Here is a 12,584-nt window from a genome sequence, read left to right as displayed (position 1 = left end):
AGATCATCCAATAAAAACCCAAATCAAACAAGCAACACTGTGGAAGGTTTGGGGCTTTCGCGTTGCAGGTTACACTTTGGTCCTAAAAATCAGCATACGATTGAGCATGAAATTTATCGCGGGAGTCAGCGTGACGATCGGCACGGTGGAAAGGGCAACCGACCGGTGCAGCACATCGATCGTCAACCATACCCACAAGGCATTGCAGCCCAAGCCGAGCAAGTTGATTCCCGCAAAACGCATCCGCGCCGTCCATGCCCCGCAAATCAGCTGATCGCCCTGAAAACTCCAACGCGAATGGAGCACCCATCCGACAGCGAGATTGATCAGAAAAGCGGCAAGGTTCGCCAGTTCGGGAGGCCATGCGCAACGCGTTGCCAACCTCCAATAAACGAAAGAATACAATATCGCCAGTAACAATCCGCTTGATCCATAGCGCCAAATCTGGCGAATCAGAGCCGAGTGCTTCGTTCGGAATTTCTGGATCGACAACATTACCGATATGTTCTCGAAAAGATCTTTTCAAAACGGGACAAAAACGGAAACAATTTCAGCGGTTTTTCAGGCGATAAAGTCCGAACTTGTGCGCGCCCAACAGGAAACCGGCGTAGCGCACATAATCGCGCGCCAGAAAATTGTGGACCTCTGCGCGGGTGGTGTGGTTGGACATATATACCGCATCCCATTCGCCGGTCATGACGACATCGGGATGGCTCTGCATGATGCGTGCGACTTCCTGCGTGGGGTCCACGCCGATCGCTTTCGCCTCTGTCCATGTGTTGAGATGGGTGGGAAAGGCATAACGGGTGGGGATGCAGGCGCCTACGCTACGATACAGCGCCGGCTCACCTTCGAACTGATAGAAGCAACCGCCGTGCATTTCCTCGCGGATCAGGCCAGTCAGGGTGTCGAATTGTTGCACTGTGCCGTGGTTAATGAATTGAATGGTCATCGTTACGAGCCCGCCAATGGCGGTGGTCACGACCAGCAAGCGACCAAACCAGCGTTCCGCCTTGATCGAACGCGCCAGTACCGGCGCCGACAGGATGCACAGCGGGGTCAGCATCGGCGCGACATAATGGTCATACCACGTGCCGAATACGAAATAGCCGATCAATGCGGACAGGGCCCATGTGTACAGGACGGCTGGCACAACGGGATGACGATGTCGCGGCATCGGCATGACCCGCGGTGCGACGAGCACCGCCAGCCAGAAAGGCGTCAGTGCGATGATTTGCGTGACGAGCCGCATCAGCGATCCGCTGCTATCGGTCTGGCGTTGCAGGATCGACAGGAAGTTGGCTTGAAAAAATTCCGTTCCATGCCCGATCGCGGCGTAACAGGCATAAGCGATTAGGGTGGGCGTAAGCGCAGCGCCCATCCATACGAGCGCAGCAAAGACGAGCCGGCGCCATGACCATACGTCGGCCCAGCCACGCGCCAGAAGCATCAGACCGAACGCCACGCCTTCGAACAGGACCGAGTACTTGATCTGCATCGCAAGGCCGACCAAAGCCATGACACCCATGCCGCGCGCGATCAGATTTGGCGCTTCAGCCCGTTTCCAGATTTCGACGAGCATCATAGCGGCGAGCGCGATCAGCAGGTTGTAAAACACTGGAGCCTGGCCAAAAGCGCAGGAAAACGCGGGCATCACGAAAATGTAGATAACCCCGGCGAGCCAGGCTGACGGTCGCGGCGCGATGTCGCGCGCCATACGCTGCACCACCAGCGCAGTTGCTGCAGTCGAGGCCAATCCGAACACCTGATAAATCCGCACGGGGTCGCCCGGTATCAGCAGAAACAGGCGGTAAAGCATGAACAGCCCGATGGGCTTGCGGTCCCAGATATCGACGAACGGCAGCGCGCCATGCGCCCAGCGATCCGCAACAAGCAAGTAGAACTGTTCGTCACCATGCACTAGCGGGTTGCCGAACAGCATCAGGCGGAAAATGAGGCAGATCGAAGCGTACTGCAGAAAAGTAAGCCAGACGCCAGATATCACAAACGAGCCGATACGCAGGCGGTCCGGCAAGCCTTGGGCCGCCGGTACAAATGATGCGCCTGTCAATTCCCGCATTCGTTAACTCCGCTTTTCCCGATACCTGCCCATAACGATCCGGAGCGGTGTTTTCTTCCGAAAAAACCGTTTGTTACAATTAAAGACGCAAGGCTGACCGACCGTACGAGTGGCAGGAACGGACAACCCCAGGCAATGCAATTGCGGAAATTTGCGCAAGGGTTTGGACCCCGGTATCGGCGTTCCTGTCAAGTTTTTTTACTTAACCCAGTCGAGCCCGATCTCTTCATACAATTCGCGGCTTTCGTCCCAATTTTCCTCGACTTTGACGTGGAGGAACAAGTGCACGCGCAATCCAAGCAATCCGGCCAGCTCCTTGCGTGCCGCTTCACCGATGGCCTTGAGCTTCGATCCGCCTTTGCCCAGCACGATCGGGCGCTGGCTGTCGCGTGCGATCACGATCTGCTGGTGGATCTCGACCGAGCCGTCGGGCCGGGTCTTGTAGCTTTCGGGGCGGACCGCGCTGTCATACGGCAGCTCGTCGTGGAGCTGGCGGTAAAGTTGCTCGCGCGTGATTTCGGTGGCGAGCAGGCGTTCGGATGCGTCGGACACCTGATCCTCGGGATAATGCCAGGGGCCTTTCGGCATCAGCGCGCCGAGCCGCGCTTTCAGTTCGGGCACGCCGTCACCGGTCAGCGCCGAGATGAAGAACACCTCGTCGAACCCGCCGGCCGCGCTCAATTCCTCCGCCGCGACCAGCAAGGGCTCCTTGGGCACGGCGTCCACTTTGTTGAGCACGAGGATGCGGCGTTCCTTGCGCGATGCCAGCGACGTCAGGATCGGTTCGAGGTATTCGCGGCGTTTCTTGCGCGCATCGACGACCAGCACGATCGCATCGGCCTCTTGCGCGCCTTCCCAGGCGGCATGGACCATCGCGCGGTCGAGCCGGCGGCGCGGTTCGAACAGCCCGGGCGTGTCGACCAGCATGATCTGTGCGTCGCCCTCGATCGCGATGCCCATCAGCCGCGCGCGCGTGGTCTGCGCCTTGTTCGATACGATCGCGACTTTCTGTCCGACGATCGCGTTGACCAGCGTCGATTTGCCCGCATTGGGCGCGCCGATGATCGCGACAAGACCGCACGTGTGATTTTCAGGTGTAATAGGGATTTCCGTCATGCAAAGGTCTTCATGAATTCGCTGGCGGCGGCGGTTTCCGCCTCCTGCTTGCTCGATCCGCGCGCAGTGCTCTCGCCCACGCCGTTGACCGAGACGGCAACCGTAAACTTTGCCGCATGGTCGGGGCCTTCGCGCGTGACCAGCGTATAGACCGGCGGCTTGCGGCGATTGCCCGCGGCCCATTCCTGCAACGCGGCCTTGGGATGCTTGCGCTGTCCGGCGCCCGATGCCATCGGCACGGCCCAGGCGCGGCGCACGAAGTCGCGCGCGGCATCAAATCCGCGTTCGACGAACAGCGCGCCGATCAGCGCCTCCATCACGTCGCCCAGGATATTGTCGCTGTGGACACCGCCATCATCGCGCGCCTGCTTGCCCAGCCGGATGTGCGCGCCCACGTCCAGCGCACGCGCGACTTCGGCGCAGGTTTCGCGGCTGACCAGCGCATTCAGCCGCTGCGACAGCTTGCCCTCGCTGGCGGCCGCATCGGCAAACAGCCAGTCGGCGATCGACAGGCCGAGCACGCGATCGCCGAGAAATTCCAGCCGCTGATAATCGCGCGGTTCGCCCAGCGAGCCGTGGGTCAGCGCCTCGCGCCACAGCGCGTCGCTTGCCAGGGCGCCGCCTGTCAACGCGACAAGAAAGGCACGCGCGGCAGGATCGAGTTCGCCAGGTTTGCCAAGGGAGCTCAGAATGTGCCCCCGATGCGGTTCCAGCGCGCAGCGGTAAACCAGGTCCACGGCAGGAACCAGTTGGCGCCGCCATCGGTCGACCACATCACGATCGTGGCGCGCCCCACCAGGTTTTCTGCCGGAACGAGGCCGATGCCACCGCCTTCCATCGCGGGAAAACGGCTGTCCATCGAATTGTCGCGATTGTCGCCCATCATGAACAGGCGATCGGCGGGGATCGTTACCGCCGGCGTATCGTCCTGCGGGCGATAGCCCAGATCGAGCACGTTGTAGCTTTTGCCTTCAGGCAGCGTTTCGCGAAATTGCGGATAGTGGCACGTCGGCGTGCCATCCTTTTCCAGCACTTCGAATTCGGGCGAGACGCAACTGGTGTTGGTCGAAACCCTGATCACGAAGTCGGGCTGCTTGACTTTGGGCACGGCGACATTGTTGATGAACAGGACCCCGCCCTTCATCTGGATCGTATCGCCGGGCAGGCCGATCACGCGCTTGATATAATCGACGTCGTTGCCGGGAGGCGCCTTGAAGATCGCGACATCGCCGCGTGCGGGCAGATGCGCAAAGACGCGGCCAGGGATCAGCGGCAGGCTGAACGGCATCGAGTATTTCGAAAAGCCATAGGGCCACTTGGCCGCGAGCAGGTAATCGCCGTTTTCGAGCCGGGGCAGCATCGATTCCGACGGAATGTTGAATGGCGAAAAGATGAAGCTGCGGAAAATGCCGACGATCAGCACCAGCTTGATCAGGAAAACGAAGAAGTTTTCGTCGTCTTTCTTCGGCATCTTGTCCGGCGTTTCGCCGCGCGCGATCTTTGCGGCGATCGCGGCGACCGGGTCTGCGTTGCTCACACGGCCCGGGGGCGGGGTGGCAGATCCAGTCTCGCCAGGGCCAATCGGGGTACCATTTTCGGGCGTTTCGTTCATTTTTGAGCTCATGTTGGGCCGGGAGCGCCGCGTCAAGCAACATCGTCACAAGTCCAGCCACAGTAGCGCGATCGTTTCCCGGCGCATAGCTGCACACGCGGCATTGGTCGATCGGTGGCAGCGCTTGGCGGAAAAGCGCGAGTCGGGCACAAGGCGCAGCACGACATGACAGGAGTTTGTGAATGACCGACGCCGCTGCACTGTGGAAATCGCTGGAAACACTCGAATTTCCGACACTGGCCGCGTTGTTTGCAGCGTCCGGTCGGCTCGATCGCTATGCCACGACGCTCGATCTGCCCGGCGGTCCGATTCGCTTCGACTGGTCAAAGACGCACTTGCACCAGGCGGCCGAGACGATTTTGGGCGACCTGGCCACCGCACAGGGCTTTGCCGAAAAACGCCGGCAATTGTTCGACGGGGAGCCTGTCAACACCACCGAAGGGCGGGCGGCCGAACACACCGCGCAACGCGGCGTCGGCGCTGCGGCCAGCGTGGTCGAAGCCGAAGCGCTGCATGAACGGATGAAGGCGCTGGTCGATGCGATCCATGAAGGGCTGGTCGGCGATGTGAAATCGCTGATCCATATCGGCATCGGCGGATCGGCATTGGGCCCGGCTCTGGCGATCGACGCGCTGACTCGCGATGGCGCGCGGGTGGCGGTGCATGTCGTGTCCAATATCGACGGCTGTGCGCTGGAGGCGGCGTTCAAGCTGTGCGACCCGGCCACCACGATGATCGCGCTGGCATCGAAGACATTCACCACCACCGAAACGCTGACCAACGCCGCCTCGGCGCTCGACTGGTTGCGCCAGGGCGGGGTCGATGATGCCTATGGCCGCGTAATCGCGCTGACTGCGGCGCCCGAAAAGGCCGTCGAATGGGGTGTCGATGACACCCGCGTGCTGCCGTTTGCACAAAGCGTAGGCGGGCGCTATTCGTTGTGGTCGTCGATCGGGTTTCCGATTGCGCTGGCCATCGGGTTCGACGGGTTCGCCGAATTCCTGGCCGGCGCGGCGGCGATCGACCTGCATTTCCTGGAAACGCCGATCGAGCGCAATATCGTCGTGCGCGCGGCCTTCACCGACCTGATCTACACTCAGGCGCTGGGATGCCAGACGCGCGCGGTGTTTGCCTATGACGAGCGGCTGTCGCTGTTGCCAAGCTATCTGCAGCAGCTCGAAATGGAATCGAACGGCAAGCGCGTGACCACCGATGGCCGCCCGCTGGAACGCCCGAGCGCGCCGGTAACGTGGGGCGGGGTCGGCACCGATGCACAGCACGCGGTGTTTCAATTGCTGCACCAGGGGACGCATCTGATCCCGGTCGATTTCATCGCGGTGAAGATCCCTGGGCACGATCTGGACCCGGTGCATCACCAGATCCTGCTGTCGAACTGTTTTGCGCAAGGCGCGGCGCTGATGGCGGGCAAGGCATCGGATGACGGCGCGCGCGCCTATCCCGGCAATCGTCCATCGGCGACGATGCTGGCCGAAGACCTCAACCCCGCAACGCTGGGCGCGCTGATCGCGTTTCACGAACATCGCGTGTTCGTTTCGGCAGCGTTGCTGGGGATCAATCCGTTCGACCAGTTCGGCGTGGAACTGGGCAAGGCCATCGCCAGGCAGATCGACACCGGCGGCGGCAAAGGCTTCGACGCATCGACCGAGGCGCTGCTGGCCGCAGCAGGGTTCGGCGAATAACGGGCACTGGTACATCCGCCACCCGCACGCCATATGCCGGCTGTGCAAATCAAAGGATCCCCCATGCCGCAATCCGCATTCGACTATGACCTGTTTGTCATCGGCGCCGGCTCGGGCGGTGTGCGCGCAAGCCGCATCGCCGCGGCGCACGGCGCGCGGGTCGCAGTCGCGGAAGAATTCCGCATCGGCGGGACATGCGTGATCCGGGGCTGCGTGCCCAAGAAACTGCTCGTCTACGCGTCGCAATTTGCCGACGACCTGGGCCACGCCGGCGACTATGGCTGGACTCTGCAAGGCGCAACTTTCGACTGGCCCAAATTGCGCGACGCGGTGCTGGGCGATGTCGACAGGATCGAACGCGCCTACACCCACACCCTCGACAGCCATAAGGTGGATCATTTCCACGATCATGCCGAAATCATCGGGCCCAACAGCGTACGCCTGAAAAATTCGGGCAAGACCATGACCGCGGCAAAAATCCTGGTCGCCACCGGCGCCTGGCCGGTGATGCCCGAATTTGCGGGCAACGAACATTGCATCACGTCGAACGAAGTGTTTCACCTCGAAACGCTGCCGCGCCATGTCGTGATCGCGGGCGCGGGCTATATCGCGATGGAATTCGCCTCGATCTTCAACGCCCTGGGCTGCAAGGTAACGGTGATCAACCGCACCGACAATGTATTGCGCACCTACGACATCGATCTGCGCGAGCGCCTGATGACGATCACGCGCGCACGCGGCATCGAATACCGCTTTCACACCACCGCGCACAGCGTCGAGAAACAGCCCGACGGCAGCCTGGTCGTGCATATGAACGATGGCGGCGAATCACTCGCCGCCGATGTCATGCTGGTCGCGATCGGCCGCAAGGCCAACACGATGAGCCTGGGGCTCGACAGCGTCGGCATCAAGCTGGGCACGCGCGGCGAAATCCCCGTGGATGGCGAGGGCCGGACATCGTGCGACAGTATCTATGCGGTGGGCGATGTGACCGATCGCGTGCAGCTGACTCCGATCGCAATCCGCGAAGGCCACGCCTTTGCCGACCGGCAATACGGCGGTAAAACCCGCAAGATCTCGTACGATGCGATCCCGAGCGCGGTGTTTACGCAGCCGCCGCTGGCCGCAGTCGGCCTGACCGAGGCCGAAGCGCGCCAGAACCATGACGAAATCCGCGTCTACACCAGCGATTTCCGCCCGATGAAGAACATATTCAGCGAACGCGTCGAGCGCGGTTATTACAAACTGGTGGTCGATGGCGCGACCGACCGGGTGCTCGGCCTTCACATGATCGGCCCCGACGCGCCCGAAATTCTTCAGGCGGCGGCGATCGCGGTCAAGGCCGGACTGACCAAGGCGGATTTCGACGAAACGGTCGCGCTGCATCCGTCGATGGCCGAGGAACTGGTGCTGATGCGCTGAAGGTCTGGAGGTCTGGGGGGCGCAAGCTACGGGTTCAGATCCCCGCGTACCACTGGTAATCGTGGTTATCTTCCCAGAACCCGCCTTTGCCCGCATGGATGCCTGCCAGCGTATCGACCGCCTGGATGCGCATCACATATTTTGCCTGCTTGTACCCCAACTGGCGCTCGACGCGCAGCCGCAAGGGCGCGCCATGGCCGACGCTCAGGGGGGTGCCATTCATCGTATGCGCCAGGATCGTCTGCGGATGAAACGCATCGACCAGGTCGATGCTCTCGTAATAGGGCTTGCCCAACAGATCGTCGGCGCAATGGAACACGATGTATCGGGCCCGCGTGCTCAACCCGGCGCGGCGCAATAACAGGCCCAGCGGCACCCCGGTCCATTGCGCGATCGCGCTCCACCCTTCGACACAATCGTGCCGGGTAATCTGCGTGCGCGCAGGCGCCGCACGCAGCGCCGCCAGCGACAGCGCCAGCGGCGTGGCCACCAGGCCATCGAGCACCAGCGTCCAGTCGGCAAAGCCATTGGCGAGATGCCCGGCATAATCGGCCGCCGAAGGCCGCGCCGAGCCGTTGACGCGGAAGACCGGCGACAGGTCGGCGCGGGTAAATTCGGGCGCGAGCGACTGCCGGTCGCCGATCAGCCAGCGTTGCGCGCTGCGCGACGCAGCCTCGCCCAATGTCAGCGTCTGGCGTACCGTGGGCGAGGCCGCGATACGGTCGCATCCGGCCAAAAGCAGCCCGCCGCCGCCGACCAGGACATTGCGGCGCGTGATGATACCCGTCACGAAACGTCCTCCGGCAGGCGATACCACCCGGTAATCATCGATCGCAATTCATTGATCGGCCCCGCCAGCAGCACCATCGCCAGATGCCCCGCGATAAACAGCGCGACAGCGCCCGCGCACAGAAAATGCACCGACCGCGCCGATTGCCGTCCGTCAAACATGACCAACAGCCAAGGCCAGGCGGCATCCATCGCGGGGGACATCGCCAGCCCGGTCAGCACCATCAGCGGAAGCACGCCGCCCAGCACGCCAAGATAGGCCAGTTTCTGCAACGGATTGTAATGCCGCGCCGCCTCTCCCCGTGGCAGATGCAGCCGCGCGTGCGCCTTGATATCGCGCCACAGCGACGACGGCCGCGCTTCTTCACGCGTGAGCGCAAGATCGTGCCACAAATGCCTGGAAATCAGGCTGTAAACCAGAAATACAAACCACGCAGCGACCAGGATCCAAGCGAAGAAAAAGTGCCAGCGGCGTGCGGCCGAAAGGTCATAATGTGACGGGATGGTCACCAGCGGCGGAAACGCCTCGTCGGTGCCTTGCGCATAGCCGAGCACGCCGGTTGTCGGGATCTCGAGGCCTGCAGTCTTCACATATCCCGCGGTGCCGTGGTTGCCGATTTCCAGCCAGGCATGATCGAAATTCGCGCCATAAGCGCCCCAGTACAGCCGCGGATGCGCGTTGAAGATCATCAACCCGCTCATCAGCATGACAAATACCGTCAGCGCGTTGGTCCAGTGCCACAGCCGCACCGGCAGGCGCGTACGGTAGATCACGACAGCGTCGGATGGGGCGTCGGATGGGGGAGAGGGCTCGTTCATCGCACCTATTTCGCCTGAACCAGCCGACAGGTTACACCATCTCGGCAAAATCGGGCATGGAAAACCGGCGGCCCATGGCGGTTCGTCGCGAATGGTGCGGAATCGGCAGTGTTGTCTGCACCAGGGCGCGTGCGATCCAGCCCGCTTTGCGCGCATTGCTGACGACGGTGCGGCTGTCCCACGCGGCGCCGCCGCGCCGCGCAACCTGCCGCGCGATATCGCCATAAATCCCCGCGGCCGACAGGATCGCCCAGCGCTGGCGCAGCGACAACCGTGCGGCACCGATCCGTGCCGATGCCTCGTGCGCTGCGGCCAGCGCATTCATCCGCTGCGCAATCGCCGCCAGGGCGTCACGGTACGCCGGGTTCAGCAGGTCGTCGGCAGGAATGCCCCCTTCGGCCAGCCAATCGGCCGGTACGTAACAACGCCCTGCGGCATGATCCTCGGCCACATCGCGCATGATATTGGCCAGTTGAAATGCCAGGCCCAGGTCGCAGGCGCGTTCCAGCGTTTCGGTGTCGTCGGGGCTCACGCCCATGACGACGGCCATCATCACCCCGACCGCGCCCGCCACATGCCAGCAATAGCGCATCATGTCGGCCTCGGTCTGCGGGCGCCATCCGCTCGCATCCAGCGCAAAGCCGCCGATGACCGCGTCGGCCATCGCCTGCGTCAGCCGCGTCTCTGCCGCAACGATACCCAGGCAGTCGAACGCAACGTCACCCGTTTGCGCGCCCGCCAACGCCAGGCGGGTAAGCGCGCGGACCTGTTCCAGCCGTGACCTGACGTCTTCGACATCACCCAGCGCCCCCCCCAGATCCTGCCCATCGATCAGATCGTCGCACCGCCGGCACCAGGCGTAAAGCAGCCACACCCGTTCGCGTGTGGTGCGATCGAACAAGCGGCTGGCGGCGGCAAAACTTTTGGACCCGTCAGCAATCATCGCCTGCGCCGACGTAACGAGACGGTCTCGCGACGTCATCGGGTCAGAGGTCCGCAGCGTTCATCGCAAAAATCGGCACATGCGGTTCGTGCGCAGCCATACGCTTTAGCAACGCGCCCACTTCAGTCTCGGCCAGGATGATGCCGGCGTGACTTTTACGCACGAACCCGGTTGCGACCATATGCGCGTTGAACGCCAGCAGGTGATCGTAAAACCCGTAGGCATTCAGCAGCCCGACCGGTTTGGCGTGATAACCCAGTTGCGCCCAGCTGACCGCTTCCCACAATTCGTCCATCGTGCCCACGCCGCCGGGCAGTGTAACGAAGCCGTCGGACAGATCGACAAATGCACGCTTGCGCTCGTGCATGCCCGTTACGACACGCAGCTCGGTGCAGCCAGGATGCGCGATTTCCGCGACCGCCAGCGCCTCCGGGATGATCCCGATCACTTCACCCCCGGCATCGAGCGCGCCCTGCGCCACCGCGCCCATCAATCCGCGCATGCCGCCGCCATAGACCAGGGCGATGTTACGTTGCGCCAGCGTCGCACCGACTTCGTGCGCCAGCATCATGTAACGTTCGTCTGCCGGCGTGGCCGATCCGCAATAGACCGCGAGCCGTTTCACGCCAGATCCTCGACCATCAGTTTTGCGGTCGCCTTGGCGCTGCCGACAACGCCCGGAATACCCGCGCCAGGGTGCGTGCCGGCACCGACCAGGTACATGTTGCCGATGGCCTCGTCGCGGTTGTGTGCGCGGAAATACGCGCTTTGCATCAGCAACGGCTCCAGGCTGAAGGCGCTGCCCAGATGCGCCGACAGATCGCCGGTGAAATCGGCCGGGGTGTAGTGAAATTTTGTGACGATGCGGCTGTGCAGGTCGGGGATCAGCCGGCGTTCGACTTCATCGAGCACGCGTTTTTCCAGGATAGGCCCGATTTCCGCCCAGTCGACCGGCAGCTTGCCCGTATTGGCGACCGGCACCAGCGCATAGAATGTGCTCATGCCTTCGGGCGCCATGCTCGGATCGGTCACGGTGGGGTGATGCAGGTAGATCGAAAAATCCTGCGGCAGCACGCCGTAAGTGTAGATATCGTCGAGCAGCCCTTTGTAGCGCGGGCCGAACAGGATCATGTGGTGCGCGATGCCTGGCCAGGTGCCGGTCACGCCGAAATGCACGACGAACAGGCTGGGCGAAAATTTCTTTTTCGTCAACGCCTTGGCGCGGCGCGCGGCCGAGGCGTTGTCGCGCATCAGGTCGCGATAGGTATGGACGATATCGCCATTGGAGGCGACGGCATCGAAATTGGCCTGCCACCCGCTTTGCGCGACGACCCCGGTTACGCGGTTGCCGAGCGTCTCGATGCACGTGACCGGATCACCCATCCGCACTTCGCCGCCGATCCGTTCGAAATGGCGCACCATTCCCGCGATAAGCCGGTTGGTGCCGCCTTTCGCCCACCACACCCCGCCGTCTTTTTCCAGCTTGTGGATCAGCGCATAGATCGCGCTGGTCGTCATCGGATTGCCACCGACGAGTAGGGTGTGAAAACTGAAGGCCTCGCGCAGTTTGTCGCTCTCGATGTATTTCGACACCATGGCATAGACCGACCGCCAGGCCTGATAGCGCATCAGCGCCGGCGCCGCCTTGATCATGCTGGCGAAATCGAGAAACGCAACCGACCCCAGCTTGACGTAGCCCTCCTGATAGACACCTGCCGAATAGTCGAGGAATTCCTCATAACCTGCGACATCACGGGGATTTATCTTCGCGATCTCGCTGCGCAGGCTGACCATGTCGTTCGAGTAGTCGAAATTCGTCCCGTCGGGCCAGTTCAGCCGGTAAAATGGCATGACCGGCATCAGTTCGACATCGTCGGCCAGGCGATGCCCGGTCAGCGCCCACAACTCCTCGAGACATGCCGGATCGGTAATCACGGTCGGGCCGGCATCGAACGTAAAGCCGTCGCGTTCCCAGTAATAGGCACGCCCGCCGGGCTTGTCGCGCGCCTCGATCACGGTGGTGGCAATCCCTGCGGACTGCAGGCGGATCGCCAGCGCGAGGCCGCCGAACCCGGCGCCGATGACACACGCGCGCTTCATCGC

At 62.4% G+C, this 12,584-nt stretch carries 12 protein-coding genes; 2 read left to right on the top strand and 10 right to left on the bottom strand.

Going from position 1 to position 12,584, the window contains the following annotated elements:
• Positions 1–69: 69 nt before the first annotated feature.
• The 5 genes from ACOOE2_RS10730 to lepB form a co-directional block, all read right to left on the bottom strand.
• On the bottom strand, positions 70–495 hold the full coding sequence (locus ACOOE2_RS10730) for a GtrA family protein (RefSeq protein ID WP_420382993.1): 426 nt from the start codon (positions 493–495) through the stop codon (positions 70–72).
• Positions 496–550: 55 nt separating this feature from the next.
• The gene (locus ACOOE2_RS10725; RefSeq protein WP_420382992.1) at positions 551–2,005 is read right to left on the bottom strand and encodes a hypothetical protein; all 1,455 of its coding nucleotides are present in this window, start codon (positions 2,003–2,005) and stop codon (positions 551–553) included.
• A gap of 273 nt (positions 2,006–2,278) precedes the next feature.
• Entirely contained in the window at positions 2,279–3,196 is a 918-nt protein-coding gene (gene era, locus ACOOE2_RS10720) for a GTPase Era (protein WP_420382991.1), read from the bottom strand.
• Complete coding sequence (rnc, locus tag ACOOE2_RS10715; RefSeq protein WP_420384596.1) at positions 3,193–3,909, bottom strand: ribonuclease III; 717 nt, start codon at positions 3,907–3,909, stop codon at positions 3,193–3,195. The genes era and rnc overlap by 4 nt, the downstream gene beginning before the upstream one ends.
• Positions 3,882–4,667, bottom strand: coding sequence for a signal peptidase I (gene lepB, locus ACOOE2_RS10710; protein WP_420384595.1), 786 nt, complete (start codon positions 4,665–4,667; stop codon positions 3,882–3,884). The genes rnc and lepB overlap by 28 nt, the downstream gene beginning before the upstream one ends.
• A gap of 323 nt (positions 4,668–4,990) precedes the next feature.
• Between lepB and pgi the strand changes: the two genes are divergently transcribed.
• Positions 4,991–6,508, top strand: coding sequence for a glucose-6-phosphate isomerase (gene pgi / locus ACOOE2_RS10705; protein ID WP_420382990.1), 1,518 nt, complete (start codon positions 4,991–4,993; stop codon positions 6,506–6,508).
• A gap of 63 nt (positions 6,509–6,571) precedes the next feature.
• Positions 6,572–7,930, top strand: a complete 1,359-nt coding sequence (gorA, locus tag ACOOE2_RS10700) for a glutathione-disulfide reductase (RefSeq protein WP_420382989.1) — start codon at positions 6,572–6,574, stop codon at positions 7,928–7,930.
• Between the two features lie 34 nt (positions 7,931–7,964).
• Here the strand turns inward: gorA and ACOOE2_RS10695 are convergent, their stop codons facing one another.
• The 5 genes from ACOOE2_RS10695 to ACOOE2_RS10675 are packed head-to-tail and all read right to left on the bottom strand — an operon-like array spanning position 7,965 to position 12,581.
• Positions 7,965–8,711, bottom strand: a complete 747-nt coding sequence (locus ACOOE2_RS10695; protein ID WP_420384594.1) for a molybdopterin-dependent oxidoreductase — start codon at positions 8,709–8,711, stop codon at positions 7,965–7,967.
• 5 nt (positions 8,712–8,716) lie between these two features.
• Complete coding sequence (locus ACOOE2_RS10690; protein ID WP_420382988.1) at positions 8,717–9,538, bottom strand: cytochrome b/b6 domain-containing protein; 822 nt, start codon at positions 9,536–9,538, stop codon at positions 8,717–8,719.
• Between the two features lie 31 nt (positions 9,539–9,569).
• Positions 9,570–10,520, bottom strand: a complete 951-nt coding sequence (locus ACOOE2_RS10685) for a phytoene/squalene synthase family protein (RefSeq protein WP_420382987.1) — start codon at positions 10,518–10,520, stop codon at positions 9,570–9,572.
• A 4-nt stretch (positions 10,521–10,524) separates the two neighbouring features.
• Positions 10,525–11,106 (bottom strand): TIGR00730 family Rossman fold protein, encoded by a 582-nt coding sequence (locus ACOOE2_RS10680; protein ID WP_420382986.1) that lies wholly within the window; start codon positions 11,104–11,106, stop codon positions 10,525–10,527.
• Positions 11,103–12,581 carry a phytoene desaturase gene (locus tag ACOOE2_RS10675; protein WP_420382985.1) on the bottom strand — a complete coding sequence of 493 codons (1,479 nt, stop codon included), beginning with the start codon at positions 12,579–12,581 and terminating at the stop codon, positions 11,103–11,105. Before ACOOE2_RS10675 ends, ACOOE2_RS10680 begins: the two co-directional genes overlap by 4 nt.
• Positions 12,582–12,584 lie beyond the last annotated feature (3 nt).

The sequence above is a fragment of the Novosphingobium sp. genome (assembly GCF_965214355.1).
GTDB lineage: Bacteria > Pseudomonadota > Alphaproteobacteria > Sphingomonadales > Sphingomonadaceae > Novosphingobium.
This window is presented reverse-complemented; position numbering and strand designations above follow the sequence as displayed.

Coding starts and splice junctions, on each gene's coding strand:
- ACOOE2_RS10730 (WP_420382993.1), bottom strand. CDS start 495: ATGTTGTCGATCCAGAAATTCCGAACGAAGCACTCGGCTCTGATTCGC.
- era (WP_420382991.1), bottom strand. CDS start 3,196: ATGACGGAAATCCCTATTACACCTGAAAATCACACGTGCGGTCTTGTC.
- lepB (WP_420384595.1), bottom strand. CDS start 4,667: ATGCCGAAGAAAGACGACGAAAACTTCTTCGTTTTCCTGATCAAGCTG.
- pgi (WP_420382990.1), top strand. CDS start 4,991: ATGACCGACGCCGCTGCACTGTGGAAATCGCTGGAAACACTCGAATTT.
- gorA (WP_420382989.1), top strand. CDS start 6,572: ATGCCGCAATCCGCATTCGACTATGACCTGTTTGTCATCGGCGCCGGC.
- ACOOE2_RS10690 (WP_420382988.1), bottom strand. CDS start 9,538: ATGAACGAGCCCTCTCCCCCATCCGACGCCCCATCCGACGCTGTCGTG.
- ACOOE2_RS10685 (WP_420382987.1), bottom strand. CDS start 10,520: ATGACGTCGCGAGACCGTCTCGTTACGTCGGCGCAGGCGATGATTGCT.
- ACOOE2_RS10675 (WP_420382985.1), bottom strand. CDS start 12,581: ATGAAGCGCGCGTGTGTCATCGGCGCCGGGTTCGGCGGCCTCGCGCTG.